The organism is Streptomyces sp. NPDC093225 (genome assembly GCF_044753805.1).
In the GTDB taxonomy this organism is placed as follows: Bacteria; Actinomycetota; Actinomycetes; order Streptomycetales; family Streptomycetaceae; genus Streptomyces.
Genome location: NZ_JBIVNX010000002.1, coordinates 112859 through 134425, shown reverse-complemented (window position 1 = coordinate 134425; position 21567 = coordinate 112859). Strand labels below are relative to the sequence as shown.

Genomic DNA, 21567 nt, shown 5'->3' with positions numbered 1-21567 from the left:
GCGTTCTGTGACACGACGTGATCCGGATCACGCGGGCGCCGTCTCCAGGGCCGGGAGTGCCGCCCTCCGGTCGAAGCGCGGCCTACCCGTTCGAAGGCGGGGAGGACGAGGGCGAGCGTCCCGTCGTGTTCGGCGCGTAGGCCGTCCCGGGCTTGCGCGGCTGGGGCGGACTTGTACAACCCGCCTTCGACACCGCACTGTTGGCCGGTATTCGTTCCTACGGTCGGTCAGGAGTCCCGGCTTGTCCTCGCACACCTCCGAACCCGCTCCCGCCCACGTCGTCGCGCCCGCCGGCGGCTGCCCGCACGCCCTGAACGCCGAGCTGCGGGCCCGGGGGCCCGTCGCCGACGTCGTCCTGCCCGGCGGAGTGCCCGCGGCGGTCGTCCTGGGGCACGACGCGCTCAAGGAGTTCCTCTCCCACCCCGACGTGGCCAAGGACGCCCGCCACTGCCCGGCCCTGACCGACGGCACGATCCCCGCGGACTGGCCGCTGCGGGTCTTCGCCAACGCCCAGGGCATGCACACCGCCGACGGCGCCGACCACCGCCGGCTGCGCTCCCTCGTCGGCAACGCCTTCACCGCCCGTCAGGTGGAGCGGCTGCGCCCGCGCATCGAGGAGCTGACCGCGGGCCTCCTCGACGACCTCGGCCGGGCCGCCGCGCAGGATCCGGACGGCGTCGCGGACCTGCGCACCCACTTCGCGCTCCCGCTCCCGATGAGCGTCATCTGCGAGCTGCTCGGCGTGGACCCCGAGCACCGCGGCCGCCTGCACGACCTCACCTACACCGTGATCATCGCCACCGACACCACCCCGGCGGAGGTGATGGCGGCCGTGCGCGAGCTCGTCGAGCTGCTCGGCACGATCGCGGCCGCCCGCCGGGCCGCCCCCGGCGACGACCTGACCAGCGCCCTGATAGCCGCCCGCGAGGACGACGGCGACCGGCTCAGCGAGGCCGAACTCATCGGCACGATGCGCCTGATGCTGGTCGCCGGCCACGAGACCACCCTCAACCTGATCAGCAACGCCGTACGGGCCCTGTGCACCCACCGCGACCAGCTGGCGCTGGTCCTGGAGGGCAAGGCCAGCTGGTCGGACGTGGTGGACGAGACGCTCCGCTGGGACGGCCCGGTCAGCTGGTTCCCGTTCCGCTACCCCACCCGCGACCTGGCCCTCGGCGGCACCGTGATCCCGCGGGGCACCCCGGTCCTCGCCGGCTACACCGCCGCCGGGCGCGACGCGGCCTTCCACGGCCCCGACGCCGACCGCTTCGACGTCACCCGGCCCGGCGCGGCCCGGCACCTCTCCTTCGGCCAGGGCGCGCACTACTGCGTCGGCGCCCCGCTCGCCCGCCTCGAGGCCACGATCGCCCTCGAACGGCTCTTCACCCGCTTCCCGGACCTCGACCTCGCCGTCCCGGAGGCCGATCTGCCCCACCAGCGCAGCTTCATCGGCAACAGCGTCGAATCGCTCCCGGTCCGCCCGGTCCGCCCGATTCCCCCGGTCCGGGACTGACACGCGCCTCCCACGAGGACCCCGGCACGGCCCCACGACCCGCGGTGGTCCGGACGCACGCGTCCGGCCCGCCGCGGCGGTCCGGCCCCCGCCACGTGCGGAAAGGGGCTGAACACGTGCTTTCACCCCCGTCGGCGTGCGTGGCTCCCCGGTCACCGCGGCGGCACGGGCCATATTCGGCAGCGGGACCCGGGAACGGGCCCCGTCACCGGTCCCGGAGCCAGGCCCGGGAGCGGAGCCCCGGAAGCAGGCCCGAAGGGAGTCGCGGCGCGTGCAGCCGAAGAAGACGAGGGCGCGGGCCGCACGGCGGCTGGGCCGGGCCGCGGGGCGGACCGTGTCCTACGCGGACGCCCGGCTGCCGGTGCTGGAAGCGGCCCGCACCGGCCTGCGCAAGGCCTTCCCCGACCACTGGTCCTTCCTCCTCGGCGAGATCGCCCTCTACAGCCTGGTCGTCCTCCTCCTCACCGGCACCTGGCTGACCCTCTTCTTCAACCCCAGCCTCGGCCACACCACCTACACCGGCTCCTACGCCCCGCTGAGCGGCGTGCGCGTCTCCGAGGCCTACGCCTCCACCCTGCGGATCACCTTCGACGTGCGCGGCGGCCTCCTCATCCGGCAGATCCACCACTGGGCCGCGCTCGTGTTCGTCAGCGCCATCGCGGTGCACCTGCTGCGCGTCTACCTCACCGGAGCCTTCCGCCGCCCGCGCGAGCTGAACTGGGCCGTCGGCGTCACCATGTTCGTCCTGGCCCTGCTGGAGGGGTTCGCGGGCTACTCGCTGCCGGACGACCTGCTCTCGGGCACCGGGCTCCGCACCGCCCAGGGCATCGTGCTGTCGCTGCCGGTGGTGGGCACGTACGCCTCGTTCCTCGTCTTCGGCGGCGAGTACCCGGGCCACGACATCGTCCCCCGCCTCTACCCCGTGCACATCCTGCTCGTGCCCGGCCTGCTGCTCGGACTGGTCACGCTGCACCTGCTGCTGGTCGTGCACCTCAAGCACACCCAGTGGGCCGTGCCCGGCCGCACCGGCGCCAACGCCGTCGGCCAGCCCTTCCACCCCCGCTACACGGCCAAGTCGGCCGGCCTGTTCTTCATGGTGGCGGGCGTCCTCGCGGCCCTCGGGGCGCTGGCGCAGATCAACCCGGTCTGGAACTACGGTCCGTACAGCCCCGACGTCGACTCCACCGACGCCCAGCCGGACTGGTACGTGGGCTTCCTGGAGGGCGCGCTGCGCCTGATGCCGGGGATCGAGACCCGGCTGTGGGGCCACACCCTGTCGTGGAACCCGCTGGTGCCGGCCGTGATCCTGCCGGGCCTGCTCTTCACGGGCCTGTACGCGTACCCGTTCTTCGAACGCTGGATCACCGGCGAGCGCGGTGAGCGCCACCTGTGCGACCGCCCCCGCCACCGGCCCGCCCGGACCGCGCTCGCGGTCGCGGTGCTCACGGCCTACGCGGTGCTGCTGGTGGCGGGGGCGCAGGACGTGTTCGCGTACGTGACGGGCGTACCGGTGCAGGGGATCACGTGGACCCTGCGCGTCGCGGTCCTGGTGCTGCCGCCGGCGGCGTTCTGGGTCACCCGGCGCCTGTGCCTCGCCCTGCAGGTCCGCGACAACGAACTCCTGACCGAGGGCGAGGAGTCGGACGAGGTGTACCAGAGCGCGGACGGCGGCTTCCACGGGGTGCACGCGCCACTGCCGCCCGGGAAGCGCTACGTCCGCGCCGTGTACGAGCTGCCCGCGCCCCGCCCGCTGCCCGCCGTCGCCCGCTGGCCCGGGACGCCGTGGCGGCTCCGGGCCGTCGCCCGGCTCAGGACCGCGCTGAGCCACTGGTACTACGGCGACCGGCAGCCCCCGCCCCTCTCCCCGGCGACCCGGCACGCGGTGGCGGCCGTACTGGCGGGGCCGGACGTCGGGCCGGACGGCCGGGACGCGGGGTCGGCGGCGAGGCCGGACGCGGGGCCCGGGGGCGGGGCCCCGCCTCAGTCCTCGGACGCGTAGTCGGCGCCGGCGAACACGAACCCGTACACACCCGGTACGAGCAGGCCGAAACCGATCAGCACCAGCCACAGCCCGATCACCGTGCCCAGCCCCATGAGCCCGGCACCGGCGGCCGCCGTCACGGGCGCGTAGCTGCGGGCGGGGAACGAGAAGCGCCGCCCGGCCGCCGCGGCCACCTCCGCCTCCGCGTCGTCCTCGGGCCGCGGCCCGCCCTTGCCGGCCTGCCGCCACAGGAAGGCCGCGACGAGCCCGGCCATCAGCAGCGAGACCATCAGGGCGGCCACGCCCGCGGGGTCGTGGGCGTACGCGGCGTACACCCCGCCCGTCGCGGCGAAGAAGAGGGCGACGCCGGTGAACAGCCAGGCCTCGGCCCTCATGGTCCCGTCACCTCCGGGTGGTGCAGGTCGAAGGCGGGCGAGTCGGAGCGGACGCGCGGCAGGGCGTGGAAGTTGTGCCGGGGCGGCGGGCAGCTGGTGGCCCACTCCAGGGAGCGGCCCCAGCCCCACGGGTCGTCGACCGTCACCCGCTCGCCGTGCCGCGCCGTGCGCCACACGTTGTACAGGAACGGCAGGGTCGACAGCCCGAGCAGGAACGCCCCGACGCTGGACAGGGAGTTGAGCAGGGTGAAGCCGTCGGCCGCGAGGTAGTCGGCGTACCGGCGCGGCATGCCCTTCTCGCCCAGCCAGTGCTGGACGAGGAAGGTCAGCTGGAAGCCGGTGAAGAGCGTCCAGAAGTGGATCCTGCCGAGCCGTTCGTCGAGCATCCGGCCGGTGAACTTGGGCCACCAGAAGTAGAAGCCGGCGAAGGTCGCGAAGACGATCGTGCCGAAGAGCACGTAGTGCAGGTGGGCCACCACGAAGTAGCTGTCGGTGAAGGCGAAGTCCATCGGCGGGGAGGCCACGATCACTCCCGTCAGACCCCCGAGCAGGAACGTCACGAGGAAGCCGATGCTCCACAGCATGGGCGTCTCGAACGACAGCGAGCCGTGCCACATGGTGCCGATCCAGTTGAAGAACTTCACCCCGGTCGGCACCGCGATCAGGAAGGACAGCAGCGAGAAGAACGGCAGCAGCACGGCCCCGGTGGCGAACATGTGGTGGGCCCAGACGGTGGCCGACAGGCCCGTGATGGCCATGGTCGCCCCGATCAGCGCCACGTACCCGAAGACCGGCTTGCGGCTGAACACCGGGACGATCTCGCTGATCACCCCGAAGAACGGCAGCGCCACGATGTACACCTCCGGATGGCCGAAGAACCAGAACAGGTGCTGCCACAGGATCGCGCCGCCGTACTGCGGGTCGTAGACGTGCGCCCCCAGCTTGCGGTCCGCCTCCAGCGCGAGCAGCGCCGCCGCGAACACGGGGAAGGCGAGCAGCGCCAGGACGGAGGTGAACAGCACGTTCCAGGTGAACACCGGCATCCGGAACAGCGTCATCCCCGGCGCCCTCAGACAGACGATCGTGGTGATGAAGTTGACCGAGCCGAGGATGGTGCTCAGCCCCGACACGGCCAGCCCCATCACCCACAGGTCCGCCCCGATCCCGGGGGAGTGCTGCGCGCTGTTGAGGGGCGCGTACGCGAACCAGCCGAAGGCGGCGGCCCCGTCGGCCGTGAGGAAGCCGGCGACCACCGTGAGGCCGCCGAACAGGTAGACCCAGTAGGTGAAGGCGTTCAGGCGCGGGAAGGCCACGTCCGGCGCACCGATCTGGAGCGGCATCACGGCGTTGGCGAAGCCGGTGAAGGTGGGCGTGGCGAACAGCAGCATCATGACCGTGCCGTGCACGGTGAAGAGCTGGTTGTACTGCTGCGCGGAGACGAGCTGCAGGCCGGGGCGGGCCAGCTCCGCGCGCATGAGCATGGCGAGCAGGCCCGCGAAGAGGAAGAACGCGAAGGACGTGGCGAGGTACAGGTAGCCGATCGTCTTGTGGTCGGTGGTGCCCAGCAGCTCCAGCAGACGCCGGCCCGCGGCGACCCGCCGGGCGCCGGCACGGGCTGCCGCCTCCGCCGCGTCCGGTGCCGGGGCGTTGTCCACGGGCGTGTTCTCGACCGACACCATCGGGGCCTCCACGAAGTGCGCCGCGGCCGGGCCGGCGGCCGCACCCGTCCACCCTGGCAGCCGCGCGGCGGTGGGCCGGGCAGGCGTACCGGTGCGGCGTCCGGGTTGCCCGCAACGGGTCTGCCGGCGCGGGCCGGCCGGGCGACGTGCACGTGGACCTCCCGCGGCGGGGCCGGCCGTGGGCGTTCACCCGTTCGGGCGCGGGCCGCCCGGGACGCGACAGCGGCCGGAAGCCGCTGCTGGCGGGTCCGACGGGGGTGGCCGGGCCGGCTGCGGGACGGCCCGGCGGGGTGCGATCTCCGGCCGGGTGCTCTTGCCTGGCACTGAAGCGAGACGACGGGAGGTTGGGCCATGTTCGAGATGCGGATCGGGCCGGGACCGGACGCCGCGCTGGTGTGGCACGTCCTGCCGCGGGACGGCGGCGGTGGCGGGCGCACCCTGTGCGGCACCCGCACCGTGCCGGGCGACCCCGCCGGCACGGAGGCGTACTGCGACCGGTGCCTGGCGGTCGTGGCCGCCCACATGAGCACCCCGCACACCGCGCCGGGCACCGAACCCGCCGCCACCGGCCGGTGAAGGGCACATGCCGCTGACCCACCGGACGGCGGGCGACGGGGTGCTGGTCATCCGCCTGCTCCCGGCGCTCGCCCTGCGTCACCGGGCCGCCGCCACCCTGGCCATCGACGAGCTCCTCGCCAGCCACCGGCCGCGCCGCCTGGTGGTGGAGATCCCCAGTCTCCTCACGCCGGCCGCCACGAGCGTCGTCCTGCGCGCCCAGCACAGCTGCCGGGCACGTGCGGCGTCCCTGGCGGTCGTCTCGACCGCCGTCGAGGTGCGGCGCCTGCTCCGGCAGTCCCTCACCGCCGGCGGCCTCGCGGTGTACGCCTCCGTCACCCAGGCCGTCCACGCGGTCGAGGTGATCCCCTCCTGACCCGGCCGCCCCGCCGCGGCGCGGGGGCGTCGTCCCGTCCGGTGCCCCGCCCCGCCCCGCCCCGGCCGGGCCGGGCGGGGCGCCGGCCGCATGGGGTGCCCGCTCGCGTGGCACCCTGAAAAGATGGGGAATGATGTGGGCCCCCCGGGTGACGTCGCCGGCCCGGAGGTGCTTGCCCTGGCGAAGGTGGTGGCCAGGCTCCGGTCCGAGGTCGTGGACCTGGAGGGCGTGGCCTCGATGGCGGCCGTCCTCGAACGGGCCAAGGGCGTGGTGATGGCCCAGGAGGGGGTGGCGGCGGACGCGGCGTACGAGCTGCTCCGCGACCGTGCCGAGGCGGGCCGGCGGACCCTGGTGGAGGAGTGCTGGCTCACGCTGGGCCGCGCCGGGCCCCGCTCCCGGACCCGGGCCGCGGTACGGCCGGTGGCCCCGGAGCCGGCCCCGTCCCGGGAGCCCGCCGAACCGTCCCCCTTCAGCGCCCGCCGCTACCTCCTGTCCGCCGACGAAGGCGGCGGCGGTGAGGGCGACGGGGCCCGGCAGGCACTGCGGGCCCGCCTCGCCGCGGGCCTGACCGTCGCCCGGACCCCCGGCGACGTGGCCGGACTGCTGCGCGCGGTGCTCGTGGACACCGAGCACGTGGACGTGGTCCTGGTCTACACCGTGTCCACCGCCGGCAGCCTGGAACTCGCCGGCTGCGCCGGCCTGGCCGCCGACCTGGCCGAGCAGTGGAGCCGGATCCCGCCGCTCGCCGGGATCGCCCCGCTCGAAGCCGCGGCGGAAGGGCAGGCGGTGTGGCTGGAGGACCCCGAGCAGGACGGCGCCCACTACCTGCCGATCGGCGGCCCGCCCGAACGCTGGCCGACGCGTGCGTGGATCCCCGCACCCGGCGTGCGGCCCACCACGGTCGTCGGCCTCCTCCGGACCCGGGCCACCCCGTTCGACCCCCGTACCCGCACCCTGCTGCGACAGGCGGTCCGACTGTGCGCGGGCCCCCTCCAGCAGGGCGGTCACGCCACCGGCGACCTCGGCCACGAGGACGTCAGCGGGATCCAGCGGATCTTCGACGCCCTGTCCGGGCCCGCGACCCTCCTCACCCCCCTGCGCAACGGGGACGGCGAGGTGGAGGACTACTGGATCGACGCGGCCGCACCGGAATCCGTCGACGTGGCCGGCCGCCGCGGCAAGGAGCTCGTGGGCCTGCGGATCCTGGAGACCTATCCCACCGTGGCCGGCTCCGCCCTGTGGGCCGGCTACCTCGACACCCTCGCCACCGGCAGCGTCTACGAGGGCGAACCCTTCGTCTACCACGAGGTCCTGGCGGGCGTACCGCACGAGTCCACGTACTCCGTCCGGGCCTCCCGGCTCGGTGAGCGCCTCGTGGTGTCCTGGGTCCGGCACGACACCAGCGAGCGGGAGGCCCGCCGGCTCGCCGACATGCAGCGCCTGGGCAACCTGGGCTGGGCGAGCTGGAACCTGACCACCGACACCATCACCTGGTCCGAGCAGGTGTACGCCGTCTTCGACCGCGACCCCGCACGCGGGCCCATGCCCCTGGAAGAGCTCCCCCTCCACCTGGTGCCCGACGACGTGCCGCGGCTGGGGGCCGCCGTGGAGCGGCTGCTGGGCCACGGCGAACCGATCGACCAGCCCTTCCGCATCACCACGGTGGACGGCGTCCGGCACCTGCGCATCGTCGCCGAGGCACGCGCCGACGCCGACGGGACGCCCGCCGAGGTGCACGGCTTCTTCCAGGACCTCTCCGCGCAGCGGGACGCCGAGATCGCCCTGCGCGAGAGCGAACGCGCCAACCTCCTCCAGCGGGGCATGCTCCAGGCCGAACGCGCCCTCGCCGCCCGCCTGCAGGAGACCCTGCTCCCGATCCCCGAGCAGTCGCTCGAGCTCGGGGACCTGTGCGTCGACGTGGCGTACGTACCGGCCGAGAGCGGGGTCAACGTCGGCGGCGACTGGTACAGCGCGATCGAACTGCCCGACGGGGACGCCCTGTTCGTGGTCGGGGACGTGGCCGGCCACGGCCTGGCGGCCGTCGGCACCATGGCGCAGCTGAGGTTCACCGCCAAGGGCATGGCCGTCACGGGGTCGGCGCTCCCGCAGGTCCTGACCCGGCTCAACGCCCTCCTCCTGCACACCGCGCCCGAGGGGCAGGGAGCCACCGCGACCATGGTCATGGCCCGCTACCGGCCCGCGGACCACCGTCTGTTCTGGGTGCGGGCCGGGCACCTGCCGCCCCTGCTGGTGCGCGGCGGCAGGGCACGGTTCCTGCCGCAGCCCGCGGGCAGCCTGCTCGGTGCCGACCGCGGTGCCGCGTACGGGGAGGCGGTCATCGACCTGGAGCCCGGGGACCACCTGCTGCTCTACACCGACGGGCTCGTGGAGGACCCGGGCGAGGACATCGAGGACGGGCTCGCCCGGCTCGCCGACCAGACCCTGAGGCTGCTGCGCGAGGGCCGGGACGACACCCTCGCCCGCACCCTGGCCGCGCAGCGCCCCCGCCATCGCGACGACATCTGCGCGCTCGACATCCACCTCCCCGGCCCCGACGACTGCTGATGCCGCGCACGCGCCCGGTACCGGGGGCCCGGTGGGCGGGCCCCCGGCCCCGCCCGTGCGCGGGGGTCGGCCGTCCGTGGTCGGTACGGGCGACGGGTCAGAACCAGGTGAGGGCGAGGGGGAAGGTGGTGCGGGGACTCTCAGCCGCCCGGCAGGGCCTTGCGGAGCGCCGCGTCCAGCGCCTCGGCCAGTTCGGCCGAGGTCGGAGGGGTGGCGCCCCGCAGCCGCGCCAGCTGGGCGGTGAAGGTCTGGGTGAAGGCGCCGTACAGGGGGGTGCGCGGGCGCTGGACGGCGCGCCGCAGGGCCGGCAGCAGGATCTCGCGCGCGTAGGCGGGCCGGCCGTTGGCGTCCCTCGGCATCCGGTCGGTGCGCTCGCCGGCCGGCGCCGTGGCGGACCCGGCCGGCGCCCGCGCCACCCGGCACTGCACGCCGTCGTCCACGTACGCGGACACCCGCGTGGCCGCGAACCCCGCGTCGAGCAGGCAGCGTTCGCTCTCCCGGCCGGTCAGGAACCGGATGAGCCGGCCCGCCGCGTCCGCCCGCTCCGAGCCGCGGGTGACGGCCAGGTTCTGCCCGCCCAGCACGGCGCGGCCGGGCAGCGGGGCCACGCCGAGCTCCTGCGGTGACAGGGACTGGTGGAGCGTGCGGTAGGCGTACGGCCAGTGGCGCAGGAACCCGGTGCGCCCGGCGGCGAAGTCCGTCAGCGAGTCGGTCTCGTCGGACTGCGCGGCCGCCGGGAGCGTGTACGAGGCCTGCGTGCGGGTCCGGAACTCCTCGATCCCGACCCGCAGTCCGTCGGCCCTGCCGGTGTAGCGGCCCGCCCCGTCCGTGAGGGCCGCGACGTCGGACACGGAGGCGACCGCCTCGATGCCGTTGACGGTCAGGCCCTCGTACGAGGCGTCGAGCTGCGCGGTCCAGCCCTTCTCGTAGGCCGCGGGCAGGCGGTCGCGGGCCCGGCCCAGGGCCTCGATGAGCTCCAGGACCCCGGGCCAGCTGGTGTCCCCGCCGACGTCCGGATGCGTCACGCCGGCGGCCTCGAGGTAGTCGCGGCGGTAGAAGAGCAACCCGACGTCGCTGTTGAACGGCGCGGCGTACACCTTGCCGTCCCACTCCGCGGTGGCGGCCACGGACGGGACCACGTCGGCGTCCACCAGGCCGGCGGGCAGCTGCCGGACCAGCCCGGCGGCGGCGAACTCCGGCACCCAGGTCACGTCCAGGTTGACCACGTCGTACTCGGCGCTGCCGGACTGCAGCGCGCCGAGCAGCTGGCTGCGCTGCTGGTCCGCCGAGCCGGGCAGCTCGACCAGCCGGGCCCGGTAGCCGGACCCGTGCAGGTCCTCCTGCCGGTTCCACTCGTCGATCAGCTGTTGGCGGACGCCGCCCTTGCCGGTCACGTCCCGGCCACTGGCCAGCACGATCTCGCCCGGTGTCTCGACGGTGCCCGGGGCCTGTCCGGCCTTCCCGCTCCCGGCCCCGCCGCCGTCGCACCCCGCGGCGAGCAGCACCGCGAGCGGTACGGCCACCAGCGCGGCCCGCACCCGGTTCCTATGCCTCACGTCCCGTCCCCCGTTCCGGTCCGGGCGACCTCGTCCCGCAGCCGGGCGACCAGGTCGGTCTTCGTGTCCAGGCAGCTGCCGCCGCTCGCCTCGGCCACCGCCGCGTCCGGTTTGCCCGGGTCGCAGCCGCCGCCGTCCAAGGCGGCCATCACCACCGGGATCCGCTTCTCCCGCGCCGACCCGAGCACGGCGTCCAGCCGCCCCGGCTGCGTGAGCCTGTCGTTGTCCTCGTCGTCGGTCAGGTAGACGATCAGCCGCGGGCGGCCGGTGCCGCGCCGATCCATCGCGTCCAGGGCGTCGCGCAGGGCCGCGTAAGGATCGGCCTCGGCGTCCCTGATCAGAGCGGCGCTGCGGACGGTCCGCTGGGCCGCCGCGCGCGGATGTGTGCCGAAGGGCAGCAGGTCGGCGTGGGCGGGACCACCGCCCTGCCGGGTGGCCACCGACCAGACGCCGTACTCGTCGTCCCCACCGAGCCCGGCGAGGACCTGCGCGACGATGCCGGGCGCGCCGCCCGGCCCCGTCCACAGGTCTCCCATGGAGCCGGACGAGTCGAGCAGGAACAGCACCCGGCCGGGCCCGTTGGCCTCGCGGTAGCCGGTCAGCGCGGCCGTCATGGCCGCCTCCCGGGCCCGCGGCGCCGGCTCCCCGGGGTCGTTGAGCGCCCCGAACCCGTTGAACCCCTGCCCGGAGCCGGGATCGAGGGGCAGCCGCCTGCCGGAACCGCTGCGGAAGCCGTCCTTCCCGAACTCGGCGAGCCCGCCCCGGACCGCCGGCGCCGGGGCCGTGCCGCTGCCCGTCCCGTACGTCGCCGGGGTGCCCGTGGCCCCCGCCCCGCCGGTCAGCCAGTCGTGGAACCGGGCCACGGCCGCGTCCCGCTCCCCCCGGTCCAGGTCCGCGTCGCGCCAGCGCACGCGCACGAACACCGGCTCCAGCCCGGGCACGTCCTCGGGGTACTCGGCCATCCGCGCGGCCCGGGTCGTGGAGTGGCAGCCGACGCCCGTCTTCAGCAGGAATTCCGGCACCAGGACGGCGGTGCGGTCGTCCACGGCGTCGTCCTCGGGCAGCGCGCACAGCAGGTCGGCGGCGGTGCGCGCGGGCGGCCCGGGCTGCTCCACACCGCGTTCGACGCCGGCCGGGTCCTGGAGCTTCGGGCCGTACAGGCCGACCGTCGCCAGCAGCGCGGAGTCGGTGGACTCCGGGTCGGAGCGCCGTAACCCGGCCCGCCGTTCGCGCGTGCGGAGGGCGTCGGTCAGGTCGGCCAGGCGCCCCACCCGCCCTCCCTGGAGCCGCGCGGCGGCCAGGTCCTGCGGTACGGCCAGGACGACCGGCGAGTACGCGAACGGCTCCGGGTCGGCCTCCAACTCGACGTAGGACCGGCCGGTGGCGGCAGGCCGCGCCCGTTCCACGCTCGCGCGCGTGGCCGGGATCCAGATGTCCGGCTGGGGGCCCACGTCGCGCTGCGGGTTGTCCTCGCCCACCGGCCGCTGCCACGGGTCGGACTGGCGGCCGAACGCGGTGACCGCCGCGGTGGCGCCGGCGCTGTAGACGGTGATGCCGCTGCGCCGGCAGCCGTCGTCCGTGCTGTTCGCGGGGGAGGCGAGGAAGGCCTCGGCGGCCCTGCGGACGGTCGGCTCGAGGTCGGGGTCGGTGAGCAGCCGGAGTTCGAGCGCCGGCCCGCAGCGCGGCCGGTTCCCGTCGCCGGCCAGGGCCATGCCGGCGACGGCCATGCCGGCGAGCGCGGCGGGGACCCCGACGACGGCCGCCAGCCGGCGCCCGGTCAGGGGCGCGAGCCGGGCCAGGGCCCGGGCCAGGGCCCTGGCCAGCCACCGGCCGCCGGTGGACGGTGCGCCGGAGCCGGTGGACGGTGCGCCGGGGTCTGTCGACGCGGTGCCGGGGTCGGTCGACACCGCCGGTGCACCGGGCGGCTGTACGCGGACCGTCCGGCGGGCCTGCGGCCCCAGGGCGGCGAGCAGGACGTCCGCGCCCGAGGTGGCGGCCCGGCCCTGCGGCTCCCACGGCTCGGGCCGCAGGGTGGTGTGATGCGCGGTCATGTGGGCCCTGAGCCCGTCCGCCAGAGCGGCGAAGCCGACCTCGGCGTTCCCGGCCGCTCGCCCACCCGGCTCCCGTCCGCCGTCTTCGAGCCCGTTCGCGGTGGCCCGCTCGCCCGGGTCCCTCCCGCCGTCCTCGTGCCCCTTCGGGGCGGCCCCCTCGCCCGCGTCCCGCCCGCCGTCCTCGGTCCTGTTCGCGGCGGCCCCCTCGCCCCCGCCGCCGTCGGGCACCCCCTCGCGCAGCAGCCGTACGAGCTGAGCCGTGAACGGCGTGGCCGAGCGGCCGTCGCCGGCGTCGACGCGGTTGTTGGCCTGCACGCCCATCAGCAGCGAGGTCCGCTGCCGCTGGGCGGCGCCGAGCCCGTCCCAGGCCGCCGAGGCGTTGCCCGCGTAACAGCAGTCGAGGATGACGACCACCTGCTCGGCCCGCGAGCCGGCCAACACGGCCAGCACGCTCTTCCAGGACGCGGCGCCCCGGAACACCGACTCGGCACCCGGCACGATCGTCGCCCGCCGCATCAGCAGCCAGAGCTCGTCGCCGGTGCTCGGTACGGCGCCGTGGCCGGAGAAGTAGAGCAGCAGCAGGCCCTCGGCCGCGTCGACCGCGCTGTCCAGCTGCCGGTCGAACTCGTCCGCCGTGCGCGGCCGGGAGACGATGATCTCGTCCTCCGCGAACACCCCGCCCTCGCACAGCGCCTGCTCCAGCCCGTCCAGGTTGTGCTCGACGCCCGGCAGGTCGCCCGGCACCCCGACGGGGTGGTCGGGCAGCGTGAAGTCGTACTTCGGGACACCGACCAGCAGCGCCCGGTTCACCTTGCCGCGCGGGTCGAAGCGCGCCACCGGACTATCTCCCGTCGTCGGCCGGCTCGACCTCGACCTCGACCTCAGGGGGCTCGCCGCGCTCGACGGCGCGGCGGTTCTCCCGCCACGCCCGTACGCCGCTCTTCACCTGTGCGTAGACCTCGTCGAACAGCTTGGGTGCGACGGCCCCGACCAGCACCAGGACGATGTCCGTCCCGGTCCCCATCGGGTGGGTCGACCCGTCCTCCGCTCCGGTGCGTTCCTGGATCTCCAGCGTGCCGCCGGCCGTGAGCACGGCCAGCTTCTGCTCCCGCTCGAGCCACGCCTTCAGCGCCCCGACGTCACTCTCGCTCGCGCCCCGGACCAGGCGCACCCGGACAGCCTTGTTCGTCAAAGTCTCCCCCTCTGACTCAACTCCCCATCATGGCACGGAGCTTGTACGCGGGGGACCCGTACGGGGACCCGGGTCCGGGTCCGGTCCGACCTCGTCCGCAACCGCAGGCACCCCCGCCACACCCGTCCACCCCGCCCCACGTCCCGCTACGCGCCCCGCCGCTCCAGCACCCGCTGTTCGGCCTCCTCCACCTCGAAGCGCGCCGCCGGATCGTCGCCCGCGCGCCGTACGGCACCCCGCACCAGGGCGAGGTAGAAGAGGGCCGGGGCGCACGGGGCCCAGCTCTCGGCGGGCTGGTCGGCGAGGAAGCCGAGCACGGAGTCGGGGTCGGCCGGCACGAACGCGAACCGGTCGTGCTCCCACTTGTCGCCCACCCCGCGCGTCCAGCGCAGCCGCAGGGCCGCCTCGTCCAGCTCCGGCAGCACGGCGCGGAAGAACGCCGCCCACTGGTTGTTGCGCAGGTCGAGGCCGAAGCCGAGGAGCTCCAGGTCGAGGGCGTCGGAGCGGTGCACCGCGAGCTCCTCGTACAGGGCGCGGCGGGCCACCGCGTACAGGCTGATCGGGCCGCCGTCGGCCGGCAGGTCGTGGTCGCGGGCCAGCCCCTCGTTCGCCGACGAGTTCCAGCGGGACCGGTTGGGACCCACGACCGCGGCGCTGCGGTGCGAGAACAGCATCCTCCCGTCGCGTCCCGTCTCCAGGGCCACGTTCACGCCGAAGCTGCAGCTCATGAACGCCGGTGCCTGCACCGGGTCGCGGCTCTCCAGGTACTGCTCGCGCAGCGTCAGGCCGTTGCCCTGCCGGCGGTCCAGGTTGATCGAGGTGGTGAGGAAGTCGTAGTAGTCGGCGTCCTGGAGCGTGAGCGTGACGACGGGCTCCTCCTCCCGGTGGCCGCGCGTGACCACCACCCGCTCGACGGCGAAGCGCTGGTTGTTCCAGCGGTACGGCTCGCCCAGCGCCTCCCGGCGCTCCTCCGCCTCCTGGATGGCGTGCCGCCAGCCGCCGATCTCCTCCGGGAACTCCACCCGCTGGGGCCGGTACTTGACGCGGACGTCGTCCTCCTTGATCGGCCGGGTGCCGTCGCCCTCGTAGATGTGGCAGTCCGTCTCCCGCCCGACCACGGTGAACCTGTCCCGATGAACCATCAACTACCCCTTTAATAAGCAGTGTTCACACGGATGCGGCTGTCCCTCCGCGGCGGCCCCGGACATGATACGGACTGTGGTGTGGTCGATCAGCTGACGATGATCCGCTCGGAGCGCCGCGCCACCGCCCTCGTCGGGACCGTGGCCGTGGCCCGGTACGCCCACCCCGGGGGCGCCCGCACGGTGCTGCCCGACCTGCGCAACGTGGCCGACGTGCGCGACCGCTTCACGGACACCGCCCGTACCCGGCTGGAGTTCGGCGAGAGCCTGCGCGTCGACGCGGAGGGCGCCACCCGGCGGCGGCTGTGGGACGGGCTGGAGAGCTTCCTGGCCCATGACGCCGAACGCAAGATCCTCTACTGGACCGGCCACGGAGTGGAGCTCCCCGGCCGGGGCTACTTCCTCGCCTGCGAGGACTCCTGCGCCACCGGGGCGTTCGACCCGGACCGGGCCGTGGCCCTGACCGACCTGGTGGACCGGCTGCTGCAGCCGGACTGCGAGAGCGACACCCTGCTGGTCGTCGACGCCTGCTACGCGCACGGCCACCTGCCGGCCGCCCTGGACCGGGCCCTGGACCGCGAACGGGAGAGCGTGCGGTGGGCCCGCCGCAACCGCCGGGCCGGGTTCGTGGTCGTCGGCACGTCCGGCATCGACGCGACCGTACCGGACGGCCGCTGGGTGGACTGGCTCGACGAGACCCTGGCCGCCGCCGACTTCGTCGCGGCCGACCACGCACGTCCCTTCGACCCCGCCGCGCTGTACCTCCCCGTGCCGTACCTGCTGGAGGGCATCGACGCCGCGGCGGCCGCCGCCGGCCTCGACGAGCCCGCGCAGCGCCCCGGCCACGTGGAGGTGCGCTCGCTCCCCAACAGCTTCCTGGACAACCCGTACTTCACCGAGACGCGGCGCCTGGTGCACACCACCGCGGTGCGGCGCGACCACGCACCCTGGTTCGGCACCGAGCGGTTCGGCCTGGAGGACGACGGCCACCTGCGCCGCCACTTCGCCGGCCGGCAGGGCGCCCTCAGCCGCGTGGTGCGCTGGATGGACACCCACCCGCGGGGCCTGCTCGCCCTGACCGGACCCGCCGGCACCGGCAAGACCGCCCTGCTCGGCCGCCTGGCCCTCACCTCCCTCACGGAGTGGCGCGACGCGCTCCGGTCGGCAGGTCCGGACCCGGCGCGGGCACCCGGCGGGTCTGCGGGCACCGGCGCGGGGGTACCGTCCGGCACCCGCGACGCGTTACCGGGGCGAGCCGGCGCCGGATCACCGGCGGGGACCCCTGACGCGCCGCCGACCGGAACCGGCGCGGAGCCGACCGACGACGCCGGGACCCCGGGGCCGGCCGAGCTGGTGCCCGCCACCCTGCCCCGAGCCGGCACCGTGCACGCCGCCCTCTCCTGCCGCGGGAGGTCGCTGCACTCGCTCACCACCGCCCTGTGGCACGTCCTGTCCCGACTCGACGGCATGGACCCCGTGCCCGGCCCCGCCGCGACCCCGGCGCGGCTCTGCGACGCGGTCGACCGGCTGGTGCGCCGCGCGGGCTCCCTCAACCTCCTCGTCGACGCCCTCGACGAGGCGCTGCCGGAGCAGGCCCACGAGATCGCCCGGCACCTGCTCAACCCCCTCTCCGCCCTGTGGGGCGTACGCGTGGTGGTCGGCACCCGGCCCCAACCCCGGCGCCGCACCACCGGGCACGCCCTGGAGGAGTCGCTGCTCGACACCCTCGACCAGACCGTGGCCCCGGTGGTCCTCGGGGACGACGAGGAGGCCGGCCGGAGCATCGCCGCCATGGTCGCCTCGGTCCTCGCCGCGCCCGGCTCGCCCTACCGCGACGCCCCGGGCCCGGCCCGGGGCGAGCGGTACGCGGCGGACGGCGGACCGTACGCGGCGCCGCGCCCCGACGCCCACGACCTCGGCCCCGCGCACGGGGGCGCCCACGACGGCACCCGCGGCCACGGACACGCCGAGGAGCGGGCCTGGATCTCCCGCCTCGTCGCCGCCGAGAGCCACGGCTCGTTCCTGGTGGCCCGGCTCACCGCCCGGGAGCTGGCCCGGCGCCCGCGCGCCGTCACCGAGACCGAGCTGGCACACTGGATGCGCAGCGGCGCCATGGGCCTGGCCGAACGCCTCGCCGAGGAGGTCGGCCACCTCGCCGCCCAGCCCGGCGCCGGCCGCGCGGAGGAGGTGCTGCGCCCGCTGGCCGTCGTCCAGGGCCGCGGCCTGGCCCGGCGCGGCCCGTGGCTGGCCCTCGCCAACGCGCTGCGCGACCCGGGCACCCCCGAGCTGACCGCCGGCGACCTGCGCCGGACCGCCCTGGGCGCGGCGGGCGGCATCGTCACCACCCAGCCCGCCCCCGACACCCAGGACACCGCCTACCACCTGGCCCACCCCAGCTACGGGGCCCTCTTCCTGCAGCGCGCCGGCCTGGACGCGCAGCAGGCGCACCGCACGGTCGTCGCCGCCCTGCGCGCCCGGGCCGCGGACGGCTGGGCGCACGCCGACGCCTACACCCTGGACCACCTCGGCGCCCACGCCGCCCAGGCCGGGCGGGCCGAGCTGCGCGCCCTCTTCGACGACCCCGGCTTCCTGCTGCGCACCGACCCGGACGTGATGCTGCCCCTGGCCGCCGTGCTCGCCCGGGAGAGTGACGGGGCGGCCCTCTACGGCAGGGTCGGCGACGCCTTCCGCGGTACGCCCGACCTCCTCGCGCGTGCGGCGCTGCTGCGCGCGGCCGCGTTCGTCAGCCACCGGGCGGGGGCCTACGCCGCCCTGGAACGCACCCTCGGGGCCCTGCCCTGGCAGGAGTACTGGACGGACCTCCCGCCCGACCCGCTGGAGTGGCGCCGGCCCGCCCCGCTCGGCGGCGCGCGCACCCTCAGCTGGGGAGCCGGGCCCGGGGCGGCGGACCAACTGTCCGGGGACACCCTCGCCGCGGGCGGCCGCGGCGAAGTGCTCGTCCTGCACCCGGCGTCGGGCCGGCGCCTGCTCACCCGCCGCACGCACGGCGCCGACCAGGGCCGCGGCGAGGCGCTGACCGAGGTGCGGGAGGTCGGCAGCGGCGCCCACCGAACCACCGTCGCCCGCGACGACCGGGCCCTGTACTTCTGGCGCTCCGGCGCCCGGCTGCCCGAGTACGTCTACCGCTGGGGCGGCGCGGTGTGGACCCTGGCGGCGGCCGAACGCGGCACGGAGACCGTCGTGCTGGCGGCGGACGGCCGGCACGTGTGGGTCTGGCGCTGGCGCCGCGGCGGCACGCACTGGGGGGACGAGAGCCTGGCCGACATCACCCCCTCGGACACCGAGCGGCTGGCCGCGCTCACCCTGGGCCGCCGGCTCTTCGTCCTGACGGCGGGCCGCCGGGCCGCGCTGCGGGAGGTCGACCGGGACGGGGGCCGGGGCCGGCGCGGCGCCGCCGAGCCCCTGGGCGAGGAGCGGGACCTGGGCGAACTCGCCGCCCCGGCCCTGGCCGCCGCGGCCGTCGCGGACCCGTCGCCCGCCGCGCCCGCCCCGGCGGGTCCGTCCGCCGGGTCCGCCCCGTCGGGCGCTTGCGCCGTGCCCGCCCCGTCGGGTTCCGCCACGTCCGTTCCGCCGGGTCCGTCCGCCGGGACGGCCACGCCCGTCACCCGCTCCGGCTGGCTCGCCGTCGCCGACGGCACCCGGGTCCGCCTGTGGCGCTGCCGGACCGACGACGGAGCCCCCACCGCCCCGCCCGACCTGCACGAGGTGCGGTCCTTCGACTCCCCGGCGCACGGCCTCGCGTTCGGGCGGTACGGCGACCGCCTGCTCCTGGCCGTGCACGAGCGGCTCACCGTACGGGTCCTCGACCTGTCTGACCCGGAGCGCGAGGCCCGGTTCCGGATCGACGCGCCGCGCGACGAGGCGATGGCCTTCGAGCCGCGCGGGCAGGGCGTGCTCGCGGTGGCCGACGGGCCCGACATCCGGATGCTGGAGGTGGGCTCGGCACTGTCCTCCGGCCACGGCATGCCCCGGCGCGCCCACGACCAGCGTCCCCAGGTCGCGCTGGCGGCCGCCCCCGAGGGCCCGCCGCTGCTGTGCCGGGTGTGGGGCGAGCGGATCCTGCTGTCCAGGCCGGACCGGGCCGCCCCGGCGACCGGGCCGGCCGAAGTCCTCGGCCACGCCGCCCCGGTGACGGCCGTGCGCGCGGTGCGCTGCGGCGACGGGTGGGCGGTGGCCGCGGCGGCCCGGCGCACGGTGCGGCTGTGGCTGCTGGCCGCGGACCTGACCGTACGGGCCCGCCACGACCTCGAACTGGGCGGCGACCCGGGGGACCGGGTGCCCTCCCTCGGCCTGGCCGTCGACCCCGCGGCCGGCCGGCTGCACGTGTACGCGCCGGACCGGCAGCGCATCGAGCACGCGGAGTTGACCCTCGGCACCGGCCGCACCCTGCGCCGCGGCGAACCCGTACCGGCGGGGCTGCGGTCCTGCGCGCTCGACGCCCGGGTCATGCACGACGGCACGAGCCTGCTGGCCGCCGACCTCGGGGACGAACTCCTGCTGTGGGAACACCGGGACGGGCGGCTGGTGAACGGCCCCCGCGTGCCGCTGCCCGGCCGTGGCGCCGACGACGCGGCCACCCGCGTCGCGCTCGGCGAGCTGTACGACGCGGACGACGAGGAGTCCTTCCCGCTGCTGGCGTGGGTGGACGGCGGCGTCGTCAAGATCGCGGAGTTCGCCTTCGGGAGCGAGAAGCGGCAGACCCTCCGGGGCGCGGTCCGGGGGGTGACCGCGCTGGTCTTCGCCGGCCCGCCCGAACGCCCCCTGCTGCTGGTGTGCGACGAGCGGCGGGCGCCGGGGGTCTGGGACGTCCGCGCGCAGACCTGGCTGCACGGCGACGGCGTCCCGCCGCGCGGGTACGCCGTCCGGGCCGCGGACGCCGCCGCGGACGGGGAGGGACTGGTGGTGGCCCTCCAGGGGGACCACCGCTGCGACCTGATCCGACTGCCCCACGCGCCCGCGGGCACCCCGGCGGACACCCCCTAGCCCCCACCACCCACCCACCGAGCGCTCCCCGCATGACCCGCACTCGCACGACCCACCCGCACGACCGACAGAGGAGTACGCGTGAAGCACGACCTCGTGGTGTTCGTCCCCGGCATCCTCGGCAGCCGGCTGACCAGGGACGGCAGGGACGTCTGGAACCAGTCCCTGCGGGCCCTGTCGGGCCTGCGCCGCCCCGGCCGGGCACTGGCCGGCCTCGCGCTGCCCGAGGGCATCGGCGACCACCGCCCCGAGGGCGACCACGCCCTGGCGGCCGACGGACTGCTCAAGTCCCCGCAGGCCATGCCCGGCCTGCTGTCCTGCATGGGCTACCCGGACGTCCGCCCCGCCCTGGGCGAGTTGGCCGAGGGGCAGTACGTCCCCTTCGCGTACGACTGGCGCCAGTCCAACCGCCTGACCGCCCGGGACCTGAGGGACCGGGTCGAGCGCGAACTGGCGCGGTGGCGCGAGCGGGTGGACGCGTACTACCCGGACCGTCCGGACGCGCCGAAGGTCATGCTGGTCTGCCACTCCATGGGCGGCCTGATCGGCCGTCACTACCTGGAGGTGCTCGGCGGCCGGGAGACCGCCCGCACCCTGGTCACCCTCGGCACCCCGCACCGGGGCGCGGCCAAGGCCGTCCGGTTCCTGACCGGGCACGGCGTCGGTCCGGTCGTCGGCGACGGCCGACTGCGCCGCACCGGCCTCGGCGCGGCCGGCCGGCTGGTGAACGAGGCGCTGCGCGAACTCGCCCTGACGCTGCCGTCCGTCGCGCAGCTGCTGCCCGTCTACGACGCGGTGAGCGTCCCGGGCAAGAGCCGCCGCCGGCCCCTGACCGACCCCCGGCACCCGGTCCCGGACCTGCCCACGGCCCTGGTCGAGGACGCCTTCGCCTTCCACCGCGCGTTCGAGGAGGCGCGCGACGCGAACCGCCGCACCGACCCGGGCGGCCGGTTGCCGTACCGGGTGTACTGCCTGGGCGGCATGGCCCACCCGACGGTGCACGGCGTGGTGCTGTCCCCGGACGGGCCGCGGTTCACCACCGGGCTCGACGACGGCCGGCCCTGGTCGGGGGACGGGACGGTGCCGCAGGAGTCCGCCTTCGCGGCCTGGGCGCTGGAGTACAAGGCCGACGCCGTCTGGAACGGCTACCGGCACGCCTCCATGGCGGCCGGCGAGGTCGTCGACCACCAGCTCTCGGTCATCCGCGAGGGCCTCGGCGCCCGCGACTCCCTGCAACCGGCCGAGTTCGGCCTGGAGGTCCCCGAGTGCGCGGTCGCCGGCGAGCCCTTCGAGGTGTCCGCCACCGGCGACGACCTGGCGGGCCGCGCCCTTCGCGCGGTACTGGTCCGGGACGGCGTCCCGTCCGGCGACCCGGTGCCCCTCGCCCCCGACGGCACCGGCGGCGTCCGCGCGGAACTGGTCGCCGCCCCGGGAACCTGGGTCCTCGAGGTCACCGCCGACCACCCCGCCGCCCGCTGCCGCGAGGTCGTCACCGCCCTCGAACTCTGACCGGACCCCGGGGCGGTGCTCCTCGAGGTCGCCCCACCCGGACCGACGA

Annotated in this window: 13 protein-coding genes; 7 read left to right on the top strand and 6 right to left on the bottom strand. The window is 76.0% G+C overall.

The annotated features are described in order from the left end of the window. The first annotated feature begins 241 nt into the window (after window positions 1-241). Together ACIQCH_RS02585 and ACIQCH_RS02580 are read left to right on the top strand one after the other, a co-directional pair. A complete protein-coding gene (locus tag ACIQCH_RS02585; protein ID WP_402577128.1) occupies window positions 242-1513 on the top strand; it encodes a cytochrome P450 in 1272 nt (423 codons plus the stop codon). A 271-nt stretch (window positions 1514-1784) separates the two neighbouring features. Further along, window positions 1785-3512, top strand: coding sequence for a cytochrome b N-terminal domain-containing protein (locus ACIQCH_RS02580; RefSeq protein ID WP_402577126.1), 1728 nt, complete (start codon window positions 1785-1787; stop codon window positions 3510-3512). Here the strand turns inward: ACIQCH_RS02580 and ACIQCH_RS02575 are convergent. Both ACIQCH_RS02575 and ctaD read right to left on the bottom strand, forming a co-directional pair. Further along, window positions 3494-3889: a cytochrome c oxidase subunit 4 gene (locus ACIQCH_RS02575; RefSeq protein ID WP_402577124.1), complete on the bottom strand. Its 396-nt coding sequence runs from the start codon at window positions 3887-3889 to the stop codon at window positions 3494-3496. The genes ACIQCH_RS02580 and ACIQCH_RS02575 overlap by 19 nt on opposite strands. Next, entirely contained in the window at window positions 3886-5568 is a 1683-nt protein-coding gene (gene ctaD / locus ACIQCH_RS02570) for a cytochrome c oxidase subunit I (RefSeq protein WP_402577122.1), read from the bottom strand. The genes ACIQCH_RS02575 and ctaD overlap by 4 nt, the downstream gene beginning before the upstream one ends. A gap of 351 nt (window positions 5569-5919) precedes the next feature. On the opposite strand from ctaD, the gene ACIQCH_RS02565 reads away from it, so the two are divergent. From ACIQCH_RS02565 to ACIQCH_RS02555, 3 genes are all read left to right on the top strand, one after another. Continuing rightward, window positions 5920-6144 (top strand): hypothetical protein, encoded by a 225-nt coding sequence (locus tag ACIQCH_RS02565; RefSeq protein ID WP_402577120.1) that lies wholly within the window; start codon window positions 5920-5922, stop codon window positions 6142-6144. A gap of 7 nt (window positions 6145-6151) precedes the next feature. After that, the gene (locus tag ACIQCH_RS02560; RefSeq protein WP_402577118.1) at window positions 6152-6499 is read left to right on the top strand and encodes a hypothetical protein; all 348 of its coding nucleotides are present in this window, start codon (window positions 6152-6154) and stop codon (window positions 6497-6499) included. Window positions 6500-6622: 123 nt separating this feature from the next. Further along, window positions 6623-9064: a SpoIIE family protein phosphatase gene (locus ACIQCH_RS02555; RefSeq protein WP_402577116.1), complete on the top strand. Its 2442-nt coding sequence runs from the start codon at window positions 6623-6625 to the stop codon at window positions 9062-9064. Window positions 9065-9204: 140 nt separating this feature from the next. Here the strand turns inward: ACIQCH_RS02555 and ACIQCH_RS02550 are convergent, their stop codons facing one another. From ACIQCH_RS02550 to ACIQCH_RS02535, 4 genes are all read right to left on the bottom strand, one after another. Further along, window positions 9205-10620, bottom strand: coding sequence for an extracellular solute-binding protein (locus ACIQCH_RS02550; RefSeq protein WP_402577114.1), 1416 nt, complete (start codon window positions 10618-10620; stop codon window positions 9205-9207). After that, entirely contained in the window at window positions 10617-13508 is a 2892-nt protein-coding gene (locus ACIQCH_RS02545) for a caspase family protein (protein WP_402577112.1), read from the bottom strand. The genes ACIQCH_RS02550 and ACIQCH_RS02545 overlap by 4 nt, the downstream gene beginning before the upstream one ends. 4 nt (window positions 13509-13512) lie before the next feature. Continuing rightward, a complete protein-coding gene (locus ACIQCH_RS02540; protein WP_402577110.1) occupies window positions 13513-13863 on the bottom strand; it encodes a hypothetical protein in 351 nt (116 codons plus the stop codon). Window positions 13864-14009: 146 nt separating this feature from the next. Continuing rightward, entirely contained in the window at window positions 14010-15005 is a 996-nt protein-coding gene (locus tag ACIQCH_RS02535) for a translation initiation factor 2 (protein WP_402577108.1), read from the bottom strand. Window positions 15006-15086: 81 nt separating this feature from the next. Between ACIQCH_RS02535 and ACIQCH_RS02530 the strand changes: the two genes are divergently transcribed. After that, window positions 15087-20009, top strand: coding sequence for a peptidase C14 caspase catalytic subunit p20 (locus tag ACIQCH_RS02530; RefSeq protein WP_402577106.1), 4923 nt, complete (start codon window positions 15087-15089; stop codon window positions 20007-20009). A gap of 81 nt (window positions 20010-20090) precedes the next feature. Beyond that, entirely contained in the window at window positions 20091-21518 is a 1428-nt protein-coding gene (locus ACIQCH_RS02525) for a lipase family alpha/beta hydrolase (protein ID WP_402577104.1), read from the top strand. Window positions 21519-21567 lie beyond the last annotated feature (49 nt).

Excerpts from the sequence above, each read along its gene's own strand:
- ACIQCH_RS02560 (WP_402577118.1), top strand. The coding sequence starts at position 6,152 with ATGCCGCTGACCCACCGGACGGCGGGCGACGGGGTGCTGGTCATCCGC.
- ACIQCH_RS02565 (WP_402577120.1), top strand. The coding sequence starts at position 5,920 with ATGTTCGAGATGCGGATCGGGCCGGGACCGGACGCCGCGCTGGTGTGG.
- ctaD (WP_402577122.1), bottom strand. The coding sequence starts at position 5,568 with ATGGTGTCGGTCGAGAACACGCCCGTGGACAACGCCCCGGCACCGGAC.
- ACIQCH_RS02575 (WP_402577124.1), bottom strand. The coding sequence starts at position 3,889 with ATGAGGGCCGAGGCCTGGCTGTTCACCGGCGTCGCCCTCTTCTTCGCC.
- ACIQCH_RS02555 (WP_402577116.1), top strand. The coding sequence starts at position 6,623 with ATGGGGAATGATGTGGGCCCCCCGGGTGACGTCGCCGGCCCGGAGGTG.
- ACIQCH_RS02535 (WP_402577108.1), bottom strand. The coding sequence starts at position 15,005 with ATGGTTCATCGGGACAGGTTCACCGTGGTCGGGCGGGAGACGGACTGC.